Below are 17,900 nucleotides of genomic sequence, written 5' to 3' on the forward strand. Positions count from 1 at the left end.
AAGAGCTCCAGTCATCACCGCCTTGGCGGTATCTCTGGGAAACATCACCGAGATGCCCGTGAATTCTGATATACTCGCAATTGCGTACTTGGCGCCGCTCTTTGTGATGTATTCTTCAGGTTCGGCAAAAACGGTCTTGGTATACACCCCCACAACCTCAGCATTCTTCTTGTACCCGGCTATCTGATCGTTACGGTTTTCTTCCAGCCACCGAACAACGAGAGAGAGGAGAACAAGCGCGACAATGATCAATCCTTCCCTCGGCATGGTCTTCCTCAGTCTCTTTTTCTCTCCAGACTGTTTTTCCATACAGCGGGGCCTCCCCAATCGTTCTGGAAGCGACGAAGCTTCCTTCCTTAATCTTACAACACAACGCTCCCCTTTAGCGCCATCTCCTTTTCTCTTCATGAAAAAGAGCCCAGCGAATATGTTAGAATTTCTTCAGTCCAGAACCTTAGGAACCCACGCCCACCACCTGTTTGCGGCTGTGGGTCAAACGGTTTCAGAGAGAGATTATTATGATTCTTCAGGGACTCAACCCGCAACAGAGAGCAGCAGTGGAATACCTCGACTCGGCGGTCTTCCTGTCCGCAGGCGCGGGAAGCGGCAAGACAAAGGTCCTGACGCACAAGATAGCCTATCTCGTCCACGAAAAGGGAATCAGGGCCAACAGGATCCTTGCAATCACCTTTACGAAGAAGGCCGCACATGAGATGGTCGACCGCGTCGAAAGGATGCTCGGCATCAGGCCGCGCTGGATATCGACCTTTCATAGTTTTAGCGTGAAGGTGCTGAGAGAAGACGCAGACCTCCTGGGTATGTCCTTCGACCGGAGGTTCGTGATCTACGACACGGCTGACAGTCTGAAAGTAGTGAAGGAAATCCTGAAGAGGCTCAACATGGATGTCAAAGAGGCGGGGGCTGCCCAGGAAGTGATCTCGAAGGCGAAGCAGGAATACCGGAGCAGTATCTTCGATTACATAGAGGCTCTTCCTTATCCCGCCTCTTCTTATGCCGAAGTTGCCAGGGAATATCAGAAAGACCTCGAAAGTTCGAATGCCATGGACTATGACGATCTCCTCTACTTTTCCGTAGAACTCCTTGCAACCTCGCCGGAAACACGGATGAAGTGGAGCGAGCGCTTCGATTACGTCATGATCGACGAATTCCAGGACACGAATGACATCCAGTTCTCTCTCATCCAGCTCCTGGCAGGTCAGAGGAGGACGCTCTTTGCCGTCGGCGATTTTTTCCAGTGCATTTACACCTGGAGGGGCTCCCGGCCTTCCAACATCGAGCGCTTCATACGGGAATTCGGAGCAAAGGAGATGAGACTCGAGAAAAACTACCGCTCCACAAGGCGCATCCTCGACATCGCCAATACGATCGTCAACAACGTCGAGTCAGGATGGTCCCACAAGGTCCTGCAGCTCCATACGGACAGGCAAGAGGAAGGTGACATCGAATATAAGAACCACCCTGACGCCATATCAGAAAGCATCTGGATAGCAGAGAAGATCAGGAAGCTCTCTTTAAGCCACGCCTATTCAGACATGGCGATCCTCATACGCATGACCTTCCTGTCGAGGGCCTTCGAGAGCATCTTCATGCAGTACGGCATTCCCTACACCATTATCAGGGGCCTCGCCTTCTACGATCGGGCAGAGATCAAAGACCTCCTTTCCTACCTCAGATTTATCGCAAACCCTAAGGACAGGGCCTCCTTCGAGCGGATCATCAATACGCCGGCCCGGGGAATAGGCAAGAAGGCCCTCTCAAAGATCAGGGAGAACTTCAGGACAGACTGGCTCACGGCGCTGAGAGAGACAAAACTCCCTGCAAAGCAGCGGCTGGCGGCGGATCTCTTTCTCAAGACCCTCGAGGGGCACATTGGCTTGGTAGAAGAGCGCCCTTACACCGTCCTCATGGCACTCATCGAGGATTTTGGGTTCTTCACGTACATTGAGAAGGAGTACAAGGACGAGTCCGCAGAGAGAATGGAGAATATATCCGAACTCTCGAATGTGCTCCATGCCCTGGAAGAGGAGGGGAAGCCCTTCTCCGAGTTCATGGAAGACAATCTCCTCTCCTCGGAGCAGGACAAGATCGGGAACGAAGATTCGGTGAAGATACTCACCCTCCATGCAGCCAAGGGTCTCGAATGGCCCGTGGTCTTCCTTCCCGCCCTCGAGGAGGAAATCTTCCCCTCGGCCAAGTCCTTCCTCAGCGACGCTTCCCTCGAGGAGGAGAGGAGGCTCTTCTATGTAGGGACGACGAGGGCTAAGGAAAGGCTCTATCTTTCTTCCGTCGAATCGAGAATGAAGTTCGGGGAGATCTCCTTCATGACGAGGTCACGATACCTGGACGAGATACGTCACCATCTTTGATCACCGGCAACGAACAGCGAGCGACAGGTAATCTTCGAACGTCTGAGATCTGCGCGATACTTTGAACATACCGCCGATGAGTCTGTGCATCCTGACAAAGCTCGCTGAACTCAGGCACTACCGTGATGCACACAGTGTTCCGTCCTCATGGGGACTTGCGCTAGCGCAGCATTGTGGTAGAATAATACTGGTTCCGATGACAGTCGGGCAAGTGAAATCATCCACCAATCACGAGAGAAAAAGGAGGTCGTTATGAAGGGAAACGAAAAACTTGTCGAGACGTTGAACTCGCTGCTTGCAGATGAGTTAACCGCCATCAATCAGTACATGGTACACTCTGAGATGAACGCCAATTGGGGGTACGAGAAGCTTCACAAGAAATTTGAAAAACGTGCCATCGACGAGATGAAGCACGCGGAGAAGCTGATCGGGAGGATACTCTTTCTCGAAGGGACCCCCATCGTCAGCAATCTGAGAAAGATGCATATTGGTGCTGACGTTCCCCAGCAGCTTAATAGCGACCACGCATTGGAATACGAGGCGATTAAGGCTTACAACGCCGCCATTGTTCTTGCCGGGGAGGTGAACGATTACGCTACGAGAGAACTGCTCCAGGAGATTCTCCTTCAGGAAGACCAGCATATCGATGAAATCGAGGAACAGAAGGACCAGATCGGACAGATGACCCTCCAGATATTCCTCTCTACTCAGAACGAATAGAATTATCGGCGCGGCACAGGGCCCAAAAAAAAGCGGCCGGAGAACGATCTCCGGCCGCTTCGTCTTCATACTACTGCCGCTTCTTCTTCTTCGGCATCTCTTTCGGCGCCTCCTCCTTTACCGCCTGGGTCCAGTTGTTCAGGTCATGGGCGATGTTGTGGCAGTCGGCGCATTTCGTGAACTTCGCCATGATACCGGCAGGATGAGGCGAACCATGGCAGTCCTGGCACTTCGGTATCATCTTGTGCTTTGCCTGATGGCAAAAGACACACTCAAGACTCTTATGCTTTGCCTTGCTTGCGGTAAGAAGCTCGTAGGCCTTCTTGTGACAGGCAGCGCAGTTCTTTGAGGGGACCTCGCCATACACAACATTCTTCGGCATATGGGCCTTATGGCACTTTCCGCAATCGCCCTGTGTCATGTCGGAAGAGTGCGGCTTGTGGCATTGCAGGCACGACGGTTTCTTGCCGTGGACGTCATGGCATGTCGAGCAGTAGAGGTTCGTATGTTTGCTCTTGTGCTCCCTCAGCTGGCTGATCTGCTGCGTATGGCACGTGAGGCAAGGATCGGTAATGTTACCGGTGAGCTTGATATTGAGCGGGGTATGAGGGTTCGTATGGCATGTGAGGCAACCCTTGAGTTCATAATGGGACTTGCCCTGATGACACTGGTTGCAGCTCGGAATGATCTTCTCCTTTGCCACAGCAGGGGGATGGCCGACGTGGCAGTCCTGGCAGGTAATCTTCCTGTGTCCGGCACCATTTGCGGCTATGTCGGCCGGGGGGCCGGCGTGACACTTCACACAATCGCCGCTGGTGAGTTGCACCTTTACAGGTTCCTGGGCAGCCATACCGACAGAGGCACAGAAAAAGACAGAAAAAAACAGGGCCAAACAGACACCGGCCAACAACGTCGTACTTCCTGATCTTTTCATTTCTACTCCTTTTCATTCTTGCGTAAGATAAGAAAAACTTTCCTTAAAAAACCGTCGCTGTCAAGGGTCCTCATGGGACCTTTCATATTACCCTGCGGCAGCATAAAACAACCCTACACACGGCTTCCATTGTACAGAAATCATCGTCGTTGATGCAAGAATATTTCTCGTCCTCTCGGAGGCGGGATTGGCGACGATTCCCTGCCCTGTTCCGTAGACCTCAGATCTATGGTAAACTAAAAAATTCCCGGCGCACCTCTTGAGATCTTCACCTGCGCCGATGAAAAAAAAGGAAGGAGGATTATGGAGTTACTCAACACCGTTCTCCAGACATTTCTTCATCTCGACAAGCACCTCGATCTCATTATCCGGAATTACGGTATCTGGACTTACGCTATCCTCTTTCTCATCATCTTCTGTGAGACGGGACTCGTGGTGACGCCGGTCCTTCCGGGAGATTCGCTCCTCTTCGCAGCAGGGGCATTCGCGGCAAAGGGCTCCCTTGAAGTCACCGTGCTCTTTTTTCTCCTCTCCCTCGCAGCCATTGGAGGGAATACCGTGAACTACTGGATAGGATATTTTGTCGGACCGAAGATGTTCCACAGGGACAATGTGCGGTTTCTCAACAGGCAGTATCTCGACCGCACCCACAAGTTTTACGAAAAGCACGGGGGCAAGACTATTGTCATTGCGAGGTTCCTCCCCATCATCCGCACCTTTGCACCCTTCGTCGCAGGCCTCGGGTTCATGAACCATTGGCGGTTCTCGATTTACAACGTCACGGCAGGCATTGCATGGGTCGGCATCTTTGTTTTCGGCGGTTATTACTTCGGCAATCTCCCTTTCGTAAAGCAGAACTTCACCTCCGTCATTCTCGCCATTATCTTCATCTCCGTCCTTCCCGGCGTTATCGAATTCCTCAGGCACCGCTGTCAGGCGACATAACGCGCATGCCCCTGGCAGATCAAAGCATCTGAACAAGAAGCATCACATTGAGAAACGAGACGATGACCGCCGTTGTCCAGAGAAGAATCTTATGGGAGAGCGGATTGGCGTGTTTTGCCATGACCCTTCGGGAAGAGGTCAGGGCAATGAGGGCAAATATCGTCCAGGGAAGCTGGATGCTGAGAACGACCTGGCTCCAGATGAGCCCCTGGAAAGGGTCTTTCAAAAAGAAGATGACGATCAAGGCGCCAAGAAAGGTAATGATCACACCTGCACGCGAGTGGCTGTCATTCAGGTCAAGGGGTTCCTGAAAGATCCCTGCGAAGATGCTCCCCCCTGCCATGGCTGCTGTTATGGAGGAGGAGAAGCCGGAAAAGAGCAGGGCAAGACCGAAGACAAGGGCAGATCCTCCTCCCAAAAGCGGCCTTAATGTTGCCTGGGCCTGCGGCAACTCGGTGACGACCGCTCCGTGAGTATGAAAGACCGAGGCAGCCACAAGGATCATCGCACTGTTAATCGCCCATCCGACGAGCATCGCAAGAATGGTATCGGTGAATTCATATCTCAGCTGTCTCTCGATCACGTCTTCCCGTTCGAGGTTCCACTGCCGGCTCTGAATAATTTCGGAATGGAGGAAGATGTTGTGGGGCATCACGACTGCGCCGAGAACGCTCATCACGATCGGCACTGAACCAGCAGGCACGGAAGGCACAAACCAGCCTCTCAGTGCCTCATGCCACTCAATCGTTACGAGGCTGAGCTCAAAAAGGAATGCGAGACCGACAAGGGAGACCATGCCGATGATCCATCGTTCGAGCCTTTCATAACTCTTTGAGAGGAGCATCCAGCCTGCAAGGAGGGCTGAAAGAACTGCGCCGATCCTGAGGGGCAATCCTAAGAGCATGTATAATCCGATGGCCGCGCCCATGATCTCGGCGAGAGCGGTAGAGACCGATGCAATGACTGCCGTAGCGAGAAAGAGCCTGCTTATCGAGCCCCTGAAATGCCTTGTGGCAGATTCTGAGAGGCAGAGTCCTGTTGCAATACCAAGGTGCGCTGCATTGTGCTGGAGGATGATCAGCATGAGGGTCGAGAGCGTGACCATCCAGAGGAGAGAATATCCATAGGAAGACCCGGCAGCAACATTCGCAGCCCAGTTCCCCGGATCGATAAAGCCCACCGTAACCAGAAAGCCCGGGCCTATGTACTTCAGGATCTCCAATGCCCCAAATTTCGGCTTATGCCTCCCGATGATGTTTCTCATCCTCATCCCCTTCCCCCTCGTGCCTCGCCCAGGATAACGCTTTTCCCTTTCCTCCGCATGAACCCTTCGCTCTCCAGAGCATCAAGGTTCTTCTCAATCCTTTCCCGATCCATGTTCATTCGCCGAATCAACTCGGACTCGGGGATCTTCCCCTTCTCGACGAGCACCTTCAGGATCATCCCCCTGGCCTGTCTGTTGGAGCCATGAAAAGGCGTCTGCTTCTGATAATGGGCGCTCCTCCTGTTGGGGTTCTCAGATCCCTTTCCGAGCGTTACGCCATAATCCATGAGGGCATAATACCACTCCCTCGGATCGGAGGAATCAAGGGTCTTTTCAACGAGCGGCATGATCTCCGTGTCTCTAATCCCTTCATGATCGTGGAAAAAGAAATGTATGAAGACCCGCCGGATATTGGTCTCGACGAATACTGTCGCTTCATTGAACGCAAAGGCAGCAATGGCAGAAGCAGTATATGTGCCGATTCCCGGCAGTTGCAATAATTCAGGAACCGTTGACGGGAGCCTTCCCTGAAACTCTGTCATGACGATACGGGCTGTCCTGTGGAGGGCAATGGCCCGCCGGTTGTATCCGAGCCCCTGCCACGCCCTCAGTATGTCGCAAAGCGGCGCCTCAGCCAGTGCCGGGAAGTCCGGGAACTTCTTGATGAACTCCCTGTACTTTTCGGTTACCCTTTCCACCTGTGTCTGCTGAAGCATGATCTCAGAAACAAGGATCCGGTAAGGATTGCGGGTCCTTCTCCACGGCAGGCTGCGGGGATGCCTGAGGTAGTGCCGGTAAATAATCCCCCGGAACTTTCGGACAGACCGCTCTGTAAGCCTCTGTGGCGTGAAAGTGACGTCCACACCTTCTCCGTCTTCATTTCCAATCAGGACTCTTTAAGAAGTCCTTGAGGCGACGGGGATCGTCAATGGGATCATAGCACCTTCCCTTCCCGCATGGAAGGACATACCCTTTATCCTCGCCGTACCGGATATAGGCGTGGGGCCGGAAACATGAGCGGGCCGTGTCGGCAAGGGCGCTGTCAGGAGATGCTTCAACAGAGAGCACAACCGAACGGAAATAGGCATCGGCTGCGCAGTAGTAATACCCGGCGTGAATGCCAAGTTCCTTTGCCTTGAGGGAGAAGGCCCTCAAGGCCCTCAAGGCATACTCATGGTATGACTCTTTTTGCGTCAATGCAGCGAGCTTGTCCATGACGATAATGGCCACGGAGTTTGCCGAAGGATGAGGGATATCCTCGACGGACCTCAGCCTTAATCCGAGAACTGCATCCTCGGAATCAAAAAAACCTCCGTCATTTTCACTCCAAAACTTTCTCATGCATGTCTCCATAAGGTTATCGGCGGCCTCGAGATACCGCGCATCACCCGTTATTTCATATGCGCCGACCTGCGCTTCGATAAGATCGATGTAATCATTCAGGAATCCCTTGACGCCATCGGAGTGATAAACTTCATTCTTGATAACGCGCCTCCCGGTGAGTCTGTCGAGACTCGTGAGTGCGAAGTCTTTCAGTGACCCTTCCCCGAGTATTCTCGATCCCTTCAGATAGGCGTTTATGAGCAATCCGTTCAGCGACGTGTAGATCGTCCTGTCAATGAAAGGCTCCTCTCTCTTCCCTCTTGCCGCAAGTAATTTTCTCTTCCCACGATCTATCATTCCGCGGATAACCCTTCCCTCCCTGCCGGTCATCTGAGCAATCTGATCGGGTTCCATCGAGACAAAGAGCACCTTCTTCGCACTGTCATGGTGCATCGATCCCCTGTCATGGAGGAGATGGAGGGTGAGGACCTCTCGTTCCTCGTCGTCAAGGACCTTTCTGAAATCGCCGGCAGTCCAGGTGAAATACCCTCCTTCGTCGTCAGGGGTGACATCAGCGTCTTGACTCGCGTAAAATCCTCCCTCGGGATCGGTGAGTACTTCCCTGACGAATCTGACGATGCCTTCCGCCACCTCTCTGAACAGGATATCGCCAAAGATTGCGTAGGCATCGGCATAATTCCGCAGAAGCCAGGCATTATCATCGGCCATCTTCTCGAAGTGAGGGATGATCCATGCCTCATCCGTGGAATACCGGTGGAAGCCGCCCCCGATCTGATCATGAAATCCGCCCTTTGCCATCGCTTCAAGCGTCTTCTTCACGGCGTAGGCGGCATGTTCATCCTGCTGAAAAAACGATCTGCACATGAGCATTTCCGTTGCCCCGGGCATCGGGAATTTGGGAAGCTTTCCGAAACCGCCGTGTTCGGCATCGAAATAGGAAAGGACCTCTTTTCCGGCTTCGTCGATCATGAACTGACTGATGTCGGCTGAGACCGTGGATTGATGCTTCATAAAGTCCAGGAGGCTGTCGGAATAGTCGGAAACCTCCTTCCTCTTCCGTCGGTAAAGCTGACTCACGGCAGCCAGTATCTTCTTGAAACCCGGTTTTCCGAATCGGTCCTCGGGAGGAAAGTAGGTCCCTCCGAAGAAAGGCTTCTTATCAGAGGTCAAGAACACGCTCAAAGGCCAACCGCCGCCCTGTCCCATAGCCGCTACCGCCTGCTGGTATCTCCTGTCGATATCAGGCCTCTCATCCCTGTCGAGTTTTATATTAATGAATCCTTCATTCAGGGTCTTGATGATCTCTTCATTTTCGAAGCACTCCTTTGCCATGACATGACACCAATGGCACCAGATGGCGCCTGTGCTGAGGAAAACCGGCTTGTCTTCCTGCTCCGCCCTCAGGAAGGCCTCCTCGCACCACGGATACCAGTCGACCTGCTGGTCAGCAGCATGCCTCAGGTAAGCAGCTTTCTCTCTTGACAGCCTGTTCATGCCCTCTCTCTGATCTTCTTCATGGTCTCTCTCAAGAACGCGGGAAGATCGGCAGGCTGTCTCGATGTGACGAGATTTCCATCGACCACAACCTCTCTATCCTCGTAAAACGCACCGGCAGCCTTCATCTCTTTGGCTACGGACCTGTAGCAGGTCGCGTGCCTGCCCTTCAGCAGTCCTGCGGTGATGAGTATCTGGGGGCCGTGGCAAATGGCGGAGACGGGTTTCTTCATCTCAAAGAACTGTTGTGCGATCCTGACGGCGTCCTTTTCCTTCCGTATGGTTTCGGGCGCCCTGCCCCCGGGGAGAATAAGGATACCGTAATCAGAAGGACCGACCTCCCCCAGGGTCTTGTCAATCTCCACTTCATACCCGTGTTTACCCCTTATCCGGCCTTTCTTCATCGAGACAATATCCACGGCGACACCCTCTTCCTTCAACCGGTAATAGGGGACAAGGAGTTCCGTGTCCTCAAAATCGTCAGCGCTGATGATCAATGCCTTCATAACAATCACCCCTTTCCTTATGAGTGCACCCTGGAGTCGCACAAAACCTTTCTTCTTCGGAAAGGCAGGTATGGCGGGCTTCGATCCATGCCCTACCACCGTTTGCAACATAAGGTTGCATTTTGTTTCCCGAAACACAGAGACAGAGGAGGCGCATCAGGGAAGTGAAGTCCTCCGCCTGTGGGTCAGCACGACTGAAAGAGACTGAGAAGTTTTGATAGTGAGATATGGCGTTCCCTTCTGCTACCACACTTCCCCTGTCCAGATATAATCGTTCTCCTTCTTCTTCTCATGACAACGCAGGCATACCTCGACCTTCCCTGACCCACGGGCCTTGCCATCAGCAGCATACATTACCCAGAACCAGTCACCGCCTGCGGGATGATATCCCTTTATTCTGTACATCACGGTGAGGGCATCAAATCTTTTATCAGAGGTATAATTCTCCTGGACAATGATTGAGTCATAGGCCATACCTGTTCTGTTCTTGATGGAACGGTAGGCCTCATCGTTCACAAAGGTCGTGAGCAGCTTGCCATGGGGCTCTGCGCCTTTGTAAAGCCTCCCTTTGCCCGGCCACAGCTGCCACGCCCTGTAAGGGTTGAAGCGAATAATGTAATCGTTCAGTCTTTCTGCGTCTGGCTCCGGCATCGGAACCTGAGTCTCCGATGGTATGATCTCATGGATCGCCTCTCCACCATTCACGCCGGACAGCACAGCCAGCATTACGAGTAAGGGAAAGGCAAGCCTTTTCATACTGGAGGCTCCCATGAAACAACATCACTGACCTTCATTTTCGATCTCATATAAATCCTATCACAGCAGGGTGCGATGTCAAGGCTCACACCATGTCACCTCACGTTACCGGACGTTGCTCAAACGCTCACCTTTTGGATCTTCCTCATCACTGGTCATGGCTGTTCCTGAAAGATATTCTTGTTGTTTATAATGAGAGAGTCTTCCTTTCATTCGAGGTGGCATGGCAAGAATAAAGGCAGTAATCTTTGATTTTGGCGGGGTCCTTGCAGAGGAAGGCTTCAGGACGGGGTTGACGGCCATCGCTGAAAAGAACCGTCTTAATCCCGATGATTTTTTCAAGACAGCCGAGGGCCTCATCTATGAAACCGGCTATGTCACGGGCCGCTGCGACGAATCCCACTTCTGGAATTCCCTCAGAGAGAAGAGCGGCATCACCGCAAGCGATGAAGAGCTCAGGGAAGAGATTCTGAAGAGGTTCAGGCTGAGGCCGGAGATGATGGAGGCGGCAGAAGACCTCAAGTCCTCGGGTCTTATTGTGGCGGTTCTGAGCGATCAGACAAATTGGCTTGAAGAGATCAATAAACAGACGCCTTTCTCTGACTGCTTTGACTACATCTTCAATTCCTTCAGGACCGGAAAGTCAAAGAGAGATCCGTCTCTCTTCACTGATGTATCTTCAACTATGGGCCTTCTGCCCGGCGAGATGCTCTTTGTTGACGACAACATCGAGAACATTAAACGGGCTTCAGGAGTCGGTTTGAAGACGATTCATTTCAGAAGCAGGGAGGAGTTTGAAAAAAGGCTCGCGGACCTTCGTCAAGACTAAAAAGTCGAGGGATCTTCCGCTGGAAGCCCTGCTTCATCAAAGGGCATGACGCCGAGCTGGGTCATGACGGATTCTATGCCCTTCAGTACCTGATGGTAATCGTAGTCAGCCAGTTCCTCATTGAGTGCCCGCACTACCAGGCTGTCAAAGGCCTGGTAATCAAAAGAGCCGTCGAGCACCTTTGAGCGCACAAGCACGCGATAGGCGGTTTCATCATCACGAATATCTTCGCCCTCATTGACCTTGACAGACTGTTCACGCTCAGGAGATGCGATGTACCACTGCATTGCAGCAGAGAGCGCATCATAGAGGGTCACAATGCCGGCTGATATCTTGCCTTGCCGAAGTCTCCTCCGGCCTCCCCTGATGTGGAGCCTTGCCCTCTGAAATGGTCCTTCAACAGGCCCAAGGGCGCCTTCGTCCATCAAGCCAAAATGCGGCACGGAAGGACCTCCTCATTTTTGGGTTTATCAACAATCTCCATGCTCGGTCTCAAGCAGGCACTCATAAGAAGGACCTATAGAGATTCCGGTACATCTCCGGCCTTCTGTCGTCAATAATATTGTTCATATCGTTCAGATCCTTGTTCCTCGCCATTTCGGGATTGATCTCCGCAATGAGCAATGAATCCTCCTCCTCGGGCGCACTGGCGAGCACCTTGCCCTCTGGAGAGACAATCAGGCTCTGTCCGATAAACCTCAAGGCCTGCCCTTCCTTCCTCACTTCCCTTCCTGTCCTGTTTGCCGTCACGGAGAACACCCTGTTTTCGAGGCACCGGAGAGGCATAGCCTGGGGACAATAAGGCAAAACAAGGTTGGACGGATGGGCAATGACCTCTGCACCCATAAGGGCAAGGGTTCTCATGGACTCAGGAAAGAACCAGTCAAAGCAGATCATGATACCGATGCGGCCCATATTTGTATCCCAGACCCTGAATCCCGTGTCACCGGGAATGAAGTGGAGTTTTTCTTCGAAGAAGAGGTGGGTCTTTCGATAAACTCCGATGAACCCTTCAGGCCCGGTGATGATTGCACTGTTAAAATATCTGTCTCCGTCCTTTTCGGGGAGACCGGCAACGATATACAAATTCTTCTCATGTGATAACCTGATGAGCATCTCCGTCGTGGGCCCTTCCGGTATACGCTCTGAAAGCGCTGAGACTTCGTCCCGCGATGCAAACTGGTATCCCGTAGCAAAGAACTCGGGAAGGACAAGAAGGTCCATATCGGCTCCCTTGAGGACACGTGCAACCTCTTTCAGGTTCTCGTCCTTCTCACCGAAGATAGGGTTAAACTGATAGAGACCTGCTTTCATAGAATACTTCGACGGTGCTCTTTCGGTTCCTCGAAGGAATTGTTCAGGATCGGATTATCGACGGCGAGGGACATGGCACTCAATTCCCATATCTATGGATTCTATATCCAGCTTCTGCGAGAACGATAACGAAAGACTTCTCTGTCCTGATCAAGTCTTTCTCATAACCGATGATATCTATAATGTTCTTCACTATCCGCGCTATATTGATGAGACGATGCCTGAGCAGGATTACCTTACCCCTTCCCCATAACGTTCCGAACTCCATGAGCCCGCCGAAATCTTTGTCGCCGGATAGGAGGATACGATCGTGTTTTATTGCATACTCCAGAACTCTCTCATCACTGCTTCCGGCAAGACCGATCTCAGGCACATAAAGAAGATCATACCCTGCATTGCGCAGGCCTCTGACGATGTCGCTATGGACACTTTCATCAGCAAGGATTTTGATCATTATTTTCTGCCTGAAAACATCCTAACTTCTTCTCCCTGAAACTGCCTTGCGGCAAAATCAAGCGCGGCATCCAGTCCCGCCTTTGTCAGCGTCGGGTAACCCCGAAGAATATCTTCCTTAGACATCCCGGATGCGATATTCTGCAGTATCAATGCAACAGATATTCGTGTGCCTTTGACAATAGGCTTGCCGTTAAGGATTTTCTGGTCCGAAACAATCAATGATTGACGTGTTGCCATTTGTTTACCTCCTTCCACTGTCAGAACTGCCGATAGGATCCTTCCCAAGCTTTCTAATAGCGTTGCCTATCTGACGCTTCACAGGCGAGTCGAACTTCCTGATATCTCTTCTCACCCTGCGTGTATAGATAAGCCTGTATTTCACTCGCCGAAAATGTCCTTGTGTGTGTTGATCCTGCCGGCTTTATAATCAGCCCTGGCCTCTTTCACGCTCCTGAGATATTCTGGAGATGTCATGGCAAGCAGATCTTCAATGAACGCATCTCTATCTCTTTTCTTCATCTTCTTGACAGCACCGATAATCGCGTCCGCCGAAACCGGAACTTTAACTGCTAACATATTTCCTCCTCGTTTTTGTAAATTCTAACATTCCTTATTGACTTGAGGATATCGTGGTCTATTCATTTCGCCTGCCCTAATGTCTATATTCGGCATGAATTACTTTCCATATCTCCTTGCAAGTATTATACATTCATAGGCCTATGTCGGACCTGCAAATCCGCTTCACATCACATCCCTCACACTTCCTAAGCCTCGGCAAAGCATTGTCGCGTATCGCCCGGCCAGCCTTGATAACCTCAGACTCCGTTTTTTTTCAACAACTTCTCGTCCACTAACTCACGGACTGCAGCGCCCGCGCCCTTATCGAGACTATAGATTTCAACAAGGTCGGCTGATCTCCCCGCAAGCTGCTGGTACCCCATAGCATAGATATGCAGTTGCGTGCTTGTCACGTCTTCCTCCTGTGCGCGATCCGTAGACTTGAAATCGATAATTATTACCTGCTTTGTATCCGTTCTACGGATGAGATCGATGCGCCCATGTACCACAATGCCTTCGGCTAATTTCAATTCAACAGTCTTTTCCGCAAATTCAATTTTGTCCAGCACATCCGAATTCTCTCTCAGGTACTTGCGCATCACAATATCCGCCTGAGTGCGCATATCTACAAGCAGCTTGGGCCACGCGTAAGGCAGATGAAGATGGTCGTCAAGTAATCGGGGAACGTCGTCGGGCTTCAGATACTTGCCATCCAGCGCACGCCTGTGCACCTCGGCAAGGCAGTCATGCAGAGATTTCCCATACCCGAGTTTCTCATGAAACCCAGGATTGAAACCATACATGTACCTGAGCTTGAATTGATAAGGGCACTGGAAGTAGTACTTCAGTTCGGCGAATGTCAAAGGTATCTCGATATCAGCCTTTGCTGCCTTGGGCTCGATCTTGGCAATTGATGAAGGAGAAGGCTCCCTCGTCAGCACAAACTCCGATGCTGTAAATTCACTGACAAACGACGATTGACGCGAATAGTGCCCCGATGTTGCTTCAGGTGCCCAAGTGCAATAGAGATGCTTCTTGCTTCTCGTAAGGGCGACATAAAAGAGCCGTCGCTCATCTTCGACCGACCCAAGGTAACGCTCCGCTCCCTTTACGGCAGTCGGCGGGATCACATGCCACCACTGCCGGCCCCTTGCACTCGGCGTCGGGAATCTGTTCTTAACAAGGTTCGGCAGGAACACGACCGGGAACTCCATCCCCTTGGCCTGATGGATCGTCATGATCTGCACCGCATCGGGCGTCACAAAAGCCGCGTCTTCCCAACCCTCAGGGTAATAATCAGCAGCCTGATGCCGTAGAAAGCCTGCGAAGGCTGCATAAAGACTCTCTGCACTGCTCTGCCAATGGATCTCCTCAAAATCCGTGATCACCTGGCTAAACTTTCCGAGATTGTAATAGACAAGTTCACCCCGGTTGCGGTCATGTACGCCGCGCCCAGGTATCGTGTCCTCTCTCAGCTCAATAACCCCAAGAAAACCCTGAAATGTCTGCTGAATGGAATAAGTTCGGTTGATCAGGCGGTTCGGCCAGTCAGCTTTTTCAGCATCGAGCCACCCAATCGCCCTCTGGAGCTTTGCGTCCTCAATCCCAAGGTTCGCGGCCTGCCATGCCTTCCTCAGTTCATCTCCGGTGATCTCACCATTCAGATAGTAGACAATTGCTCTGGCAGCCAGAACTTCTGCCGCGTCAAAGAGACCGGCCCCGCCTTTAATCACATAAGGGATATTTGCTCGCCTGAGTGCGTCAACGACAGGACCTGCGCTATTCTTAACGCACCGAAGGAGGATTGCGCAATCAGACCATGTAAGTCCTCTCGAGTGACCTTCTTCCGTAAACGGTACACCGCGCATGGAAAGAACCTTCCCGACAATCCACTCCGCCTCAGCCTGTGGAGAGTTCAACCGACGACAAAGTATGTCACCGTAATCGAAAGGTTGTTTCTCACTGCTCTCCATTCTTTTCGGCAGCCGATTGCGGTTCCTCTCCGCAATTTGCCTAGCAGTTTCTACAACCCCTTTGCTACTACGGAAATTTTTCGCAAGTGGAACTTGATGGACATCCCTGTATCTCTCCTGAAAACCCAGAATGTTCTGGATATCGCTTCCATTCCACTGATATATCGTCTGGTCGTCGTCACCGACTACACGCACTTCTGCCCCTAGTTGATAAAGAAGCACCACAAGTGCTTCCTGAAGGGGGTTTACATCCTGGTATTCGTCTACGATGAGATATTTGACTCTGCCGGCTATCTTTGCTCTCAACTCAGCGTCGCTCTGGAGAGCAGTCACCGCCTCGGTCAGTATCCGACTATAGTCAAGATAGCTTTTTCTATCGAGAAGCTGATTATATTTTTGAAGAGCTCCAGCAATTGGATGTGTCCCAAGCGCCTTATCGTCAATGAATGACTCTCTTATGATCGAGAGGCATCGTTGATACAGGCGAGAGTCCTGCCAACGCTTCAGAGATTTTCCATCGTGGGTGGCAAGGTCCGTCAGCCCTGACTCTTTTGAATGGCGGTGTATCAGAAGTCGCTGCTGTACATCGTTAAGAACTCTGTATTTCAGGAATCGATACTGGTATGTCTGAAGGAGATCCAAACAGAAACCGTGAATCGTGCCGACGAACATTTCGGCGAGGCCGGTACTTTGGCCCAACTGCTGGCGACAGAGTGTGTGTATCCGATCCTTGAGTTCCCCGGCGGCTTTTTCGGTGAAAGTAAACGCAATGATGTTTGGAGGGCCGATGCCTTCTTCAGCCTTGTCTTTAAGAAGCTTAACGACATGCTGTGCGAGCACGCGTGTCTTTCCAGAACCCGCGCACGCAATCACTTGAAGATTACCGTCCAAATGGTTGATTGCCTCAAGCTGCCGCTCTGTATAGTCCATCATGCACCTGCCTCATAAACCGGCAGTGCTCCGTCCCGAGAAAAGCTGTAAATCTGCTCGCCTGCCACAATAATATGATCCACCACCTGGACATTGATTCCACCAAGGGCCTGGAACAGATTGCGAGTTAGCTTGTGGTCGTGGGTAGATGGTTTGGCGCTTCCCGCGGGATGGTTATGCGCAAGAATAACGGAGGCCGCCTTGTGCCTCACTGCCGCCTCTGCAACATGACGGGGGTGTACAAGGGCATCCTTCACTGTGCCCTCGCTTATCAACGCTGGATAAAGGACTCGAAGCTGAGAGTCAAGACAAATCACATAGAATACTTCTTCGGAACGTCCAGCCATGAGGGGCACAAGATACTCGGCTGCCGACTCAGAATTGTTGAGAGGCTTTCGGGAGTGGTTAACACGATCGTGAAAGTATCGCCGAGTGACCTGAGGGATCATTGAAAGAAAGATAGCGGCATTTTCTCCGATACCTTCAACAGAGGCCAAATCCTTTGGATCGGCCTCAAAGACAGCTGAAAGACTGCCGAAACGCTGCATCAGCCTGTGCGCTAAAGGGTTTGTATCAAGCCGTGGGATCGTCTGGAATAAGAGAAGCTCAAGAACCTGATGATCTTCGAAGCTATCCAAGCCTTCTTTGAGGAAACGCATTCTTAACCGCTTACGGTGTCCTGCATGCATTTGTTCCCTAGAAGGAGCCTTGGCCATGCAGTGACTCTATTGCCCCTCAATGAGCGTCTGGGTCATACTCGGATCTTTTTGGTTTGGGCTTTGAGGTATCGTAAGAGGCGAGACCTACAGGGACGGCATTTTTACCGGTCTCGGCTTCGTGCCGGTAGGAATCAACATCTTCTTTACCTGAATCCTTCTTCTTGGCCATAAACCCTATCCCTTCTCAAACACACGATTTCGCGTTAAACCACTGCCCTTTCAGGTCTCATCCATGCGGGCAGAGGTTCTCCAGTTGCCTCATGATAAAGTGTCTCAGGTGCGATATCCAGCCCGTCAGGCCAGCATAATGTTCCGATTTCCTTGTTTACATAGAACTGCTTAAAGTATTCAATATCGGAAAAACGGCTGAAAACACCGCCCTTATATCTATACTTGCTCAAATCAATAATCCCCTTCTTGCCTTTTTCGAAAACAAGTTCAAGCTTGTATTCTTCAATATATCTTGCTTCTAAAACGTCATAGTACATTGTGACCTCCTTATTTTAGGGGCTCAATTGGGAACAAGGGTTTCTGATCTTTAGCCAACTCCCAATCTTTCAATAGTTCTTCTTTATGGATATCTGCCCATTCTATAACAAGCCCTAATGCCTTCGGCGGCAAATATCCTTCCAGTATCGCAAAGTCCTCAATTCTTATCGCTATCGAATAACTTCCGTATCTCGCATGGAAGTGAGGAGGGTTGTGGTCGTCAAAAAACATTGCTATGACTATACCAAAGAACCTGCTTATCTCAGGCATTCCTGCTCCTAT

General features: G+C 51.5%; 21 protein-coding genes. 4 read left to right on the plus strand and 17 right to left on the minus strand.

All coding sequences use genetic code 11. The features are described 5' to 3' along the window. Positions 1–309, minus strand: a 309-nt coding sequence (locus VFG09_11625) for a hypothetical protein (GenBank protein ID HET6515801.1), incomplete at its 3' end; no start/stop codon positions are given. Between the two features lie 209 nt (positions 310–518). Here VFG09_11625 and VFG09_11630 point away from each other — a divergent pair. Both VFG09_11630 and bfr read left to right on the plus strand, forming a co-directional pair. Next, complete coding sequence (locus VFG09_11630) at positions 519–2,387, plus strand: UvrD-helicase domain-containing protein (protein ID HET6515802.1); 1,869 nt, start codon at positions 519–521, stop codon at positions 2,385–2,387. A gap of 252 nt (positions 2,388–2,639) precedes the next feature. Beyond that, positions 2,640–3,107, plus strand: a complete 468-nt coding sequence (gene bfr, locus VFG09_11635; GenBank protein HET6515803.1) for a bacterioferritin — start codon at positions 2,640–2,642, stop codon at positions 3,105–3,107. A 70-nt stretch (positions 3,108–3,177) separates the two neighbouring features. On the opposite strand, the gene VFG09_11640 is transcribed toward bfr, so the two are convergent. Then, positions 3,178–4,041, minus strand: a complete 864-nt coding sequence (locus VFG09_11640; protein HET6515804.1) for a hypothetical protein — start codon at positions 4,039–4,041, stop codon at positions 3,178–3,180. Between the two features lie 303 nt (positions 4,042–4,344). On the opposite strand from VFG09_11640, the gene VFG09_11645 reads away from it, so the two are divergent. Next, entirely contained in the window at positions 4,345–4,986 is a 642-nt protein-coding gene (locus tag VFG09_11645; GenBank protein ID HET6515805.1) for a DedA family protein, read from the plus strand. A 19-nt stretch (positions 4,987–5,005) separates the two neighbouring features. Here the strand turns inward: VFG09_11645 and VFG09_11650 are convergent, their stop codons facing one another. The 5 genes from VFG09_11650 to VFG09_11670 form a co-directional block, all read right to left on the minus strand. After that, complete coding sequence (locus tag VFG09_11650) at positions 5,006–6,256, minus strand: Nramp family divalent metal transporter (GenBank protein HET6515806.1); 1,251 nt, start codon at positions 6,254–6,256, stop codon at positions 5,006–5,008. Then, complete coding sequence (locus VFG09_11655; protein HET6515807.1) at positions 6,253–7,113, minus strand: hypothetical protein; 861 nt, start codon at positions 7,111–7,113, stop codon at positions 6,253–6,255. The genes VFG09_11650 and VFG09_11655 overlap by 4 nt, the downstream gene beginning before the upstream one ends. Before the next feature lie 13 nt (positions 7,114–7,126). Then, positions 7,127–9,088, minus strand: a complete 1,962-nt coding sequence (locus VFG09_11660; protein ID HET6515808.1) for a thioredoxin domain-containing protein — start codon at positions 9,086–9,088, stop codon at positions 7,127–7,129. Beyond that, positions 9,085–9,705 carry a type 1 glutamine amidotransferase domain-containing protein gene (locus VFG09_11665; GenBank protein ID HET6515809.1) on the minus strand — a complete coding sequence of 207 codons (621 nt, stop codon included), beginning with the start codon at positions 9,703–9,705 and terminating at the stop codon, positions 9,085–9,087. Before VFG09_11665 ends, VFG09_11660 begins: the two co-directional genes overlap by 4 nt. Positions 9,706–9,837: 132 nt before the next feature. Next, positions 9,838–10,350: a cytochrome P460 family protein gene (locus VFG09_11670; protein ID HET6515810.1), complete on the minus strand. Its 513-nt coding sequence runs from the start codon at positions 10,348–10,350 to the stop codon at positions 9,838–9,840. 223 nt (positions 10,351–10,573) lie between these two features. Here VFG09_11670 and VFG09_11675 point away from each other — a divergent pair, with 223 nt between their 5' ends. Then, complete coding sequence (locus tag VFG09_11675; protein ID HET6515811.1) at positions 10,574–11,179, plus strand: HAD family phosphatase; 606 nt, start codon at positions 10,574–10,576, stop codon at positions 11,177–11,179. Here VFG09_11675 and VFG09_11680 read toward each other — a convergent pair. The 10 genes from VFG09_11680 to VFG09_11725 all read right to left on the minus strand — a co-directional run bounded on the left by VFG09_11680 (position 11,176) and on the right by VFG09_11725 (position 17,888). Further along, positions 11,176–11,622 (minus strand): hypothetical protein, encoded by a 447-nt coding sequence (locus VFG09_11680; protein HET6515812.1) that lies wholly within the window; start codon positions 11,620–11,622, stop codon positions 11,176–11,178. The genes VFG09_11675 and VFG09_11680 overlap by 4 nt on opposite strands. A gap of 61 nt (positions 11,623–11,683) precedes the next feature. After that, the gene (locus tag VFG09_11685) at positions 11,684–12,493 is read right to left on the minus strand and encodes a nitrilase-related carbon-nitrogen hydrolase (protein ID HET6515813.1); all 810 of its coding nucleotides are present in this window, start codon (positions 12,491–12,493) and stop codon (positions 11,684–11,686) included. Between the two features lie 79 nt (positions 12,494–12,572). Next, positions 12,573–12,947, minus strand: coding sequence for a DUF5615 family PIN-like protein (locus VFG09_11690; GenBank protein ID HET6515814.1), 375 nt, complete (start codon positions 12,945–12,947; stop codon positions 12,573–12,575). Continuing rightward, positions 12,947–13,234 carry a DUF433 domain-containing protein gene (locus tag VFG09_11695; GenBank protein ID HET6515815.1) on the minus strand — a complete coding sequence of 96 codons (288 nt, stop codon included), beginning with the start codon at positions 13,232–13,234 and terminating at the stop codon, positions 12,947–12,949. The genes VFG09_11690 and VFG09_11695 overlap by 1 nt, the downstream gene beginning before the upstream one ends. Positions 13,235–13,327: 93 nt before the next feature. Further along, on the minus strand, positions 13,328–13,525 hold the full coding sequence (locus VFG09_11700; protein HET6515816.1) for a hypothetical protein: 198 nt from the start codon (positions 13,523–13,525) through the stop codon (positions 13,328–13,330). A 239-nt stretch (positions 13,526–13,764) separates the two neighbouring features. Beyond that, positions 13,765–16,413, minus strand: a complete 2,649-nt coding sequence (locus VFG09_11705) for an ATP-dependent DNA helicase (protein ID HET6515817.1) — start codon at positions 16,411–16,413, stop codon at positions 13,765–13,767. Beyond that, on the minus strand, positions 16,410–17,126 hold the full coding sequence (radC, locus tag VFG09_11710; protein ID HET6515818.1) for a DNA repair protein RadC: 717 nt from the start codon (positions 17,124–17,126) through the stop codon (positions 16,410–16,412). The genes VFG09_11705 and radC overlap by 4 nt, the downstream gene beginning before the upstream one ends. Before the next feature lie 19 nt (positions 17,127–17,145). Beyond that, positions 17,146–17,298, minus strand: coding sequence for a hypothetical protein (locus tag VFG09_11715; GenBank protein HET6515819.1), 153 nt, complete (start codon positions 17,296–17,298; stop codon positions 17,146–17,148). 34 nt (positions 17,299–17,332) lie between these two features. Continuing rightward, a complete protein-coding gene (locus VFG09_11720) occupies positions 17,333–17,617 on the minus strand; it encodes a DUF2442 domain-containing protein (protein ID HET6515820.1) in 285 nt (94 codons plus the stop codon). 10 nt (positions 17,618–17,627) lie between these two features. Then, the gene (locus VFG09_11725) at positions 17,628–17,888 is read right to left on the minus strand and encodes a DUF4160 domain-containing protein (protein ID HET6515821.1); all 261 of its coding nucleotides are present in this window, start codon (positions 17,886–17,888) and stop codon (positions 17,628–17,630) included. Positions 17,889–17,900: the final 12 nt, after the last annotated feature.

The organism is Thermodesulfovibrionales bacterium (assembly GCA_035686305.1).
GTDB lineage: Bacteria > Nitrospirota > Thermodesulfovibrionia > Thermodesulfovibrionales > UBA9159 > DASRZP01.

Bases quoted from the DNA above. Each gene is read 5' to 3' on its own strand.
- VFG09_11630 (HET6515802.1), top strand. From the start codon at position 519: ATGATTCTTCAGGGACTCAACCCGCAACAGAGAGCAGCAGTGGAATAC.
- bfr (HET6515803.1), top strand. From the start codon at position 2,640: ATGAAGGGAAACGAAAAACTTGTCGAGACGTTGAACTCGCTGCTTGCA.
- VFG09_11640 (HET6515804.1), bottom strand. From the start codon at position 4,041: ATGAAAAGATCAGGAAGTACGACGTTGTTGGCCGGTGTCTGTTTGGCC.
- VFG09_11645 (HET6515805.1), top strand. From the start codon at position 4,345: ATGGAGTTACTCAACACCGTTCTCCAGACATTTCTTCATCTCGACAAG.
- VFG09_11650 (HET6515806.1), bottom strand. From the start codon at position 6,256: ATGAGGATGAGAAACATCATCGGGAGGCATAAGCCGAAATTTGGGGCA.
- VFG09_11660 (HET6515808.1), bottom strand. From the start codon at position 9,088: ATGAACAGGCTGTCAAGAGAGAAAGCTGCTTACCTGAGGCATGCTGCT.
- VFG09_11665 (HET6515809.1), bottom strand. From the start codon at position 9,705: ATGTTGCAAACGGTGGTAGGGCATGGATCGAAGCCCGCCATACCTGCC.
- VFG09_11670 (HET6515810.1), bottom strand. From the start codon at position 10,350: ATGAAAAGGCTTGCCTTTCCCTTACTCGTAATGCTGGCTGTGCTGTCC.
- VFG09_11675 (HET6515811.1), top strand. From the start codon at position 10,574: ATGGCAAGAATAAAGGCAGTAATCTTTGATTTTGGCGGGGTCCTTGCA.
- VFG09_11685 (HET6515813.1), bottom strand. From the start codon at position 12,493: ATGAAAGCAGGTCTCTATCAGTTTAACCCTATCTTCGGTGAGAAGGAC.
- VFG09_11690 (HET6515814.1), bottom strand. From the start codon at position 12,947: ATGATCAAAATCCTTGCTGATGAAAGTGTCCATAGCGACATCGTCAGA.
- VFG09_11700 (HET6515816.1), bottom strand. From the start codon at position 13,525: ATGTTAGCAGTTAAAGTTCCGGTTTCGGCGGACGCGATTATCGGTGCT.
- VFG09_11705 (HET6515817.1), bottom strand. From the start codon at position 16,413: ATGATGGACTATACAGAGCGGCAGCTTGAGGCAATCAACCATTTGGAC.
- radC (HET6515818.1), bottom strand. From the start codon at position 17,126: ATGGCCAAGGCTCCTTCTAGGGAACAAATGCATGCAGGACACCGTAAG.
- VFG09_11715 (HET6515819.1), bottom strand. From the start codon at position 17,298: ATGGCCAAGAAGAAGGATTCAGGTAAAGAAGATGTTGATTCCTACCGG.
- VFG09_11720 (HET6515820.1), bottom strand. From the start codon at position 17,617: ATGTACTATGACGTTTTAGAAGCAAGATATATTGAAGAATACAAGCTT.
- VFG09_11725 (HET6515821.1), bottom strand. From the start codon at position 17,888: ATGCCTGAGATAAGCAGGTTCTTTGGTATAGTCATAGCAATGTTTTTT.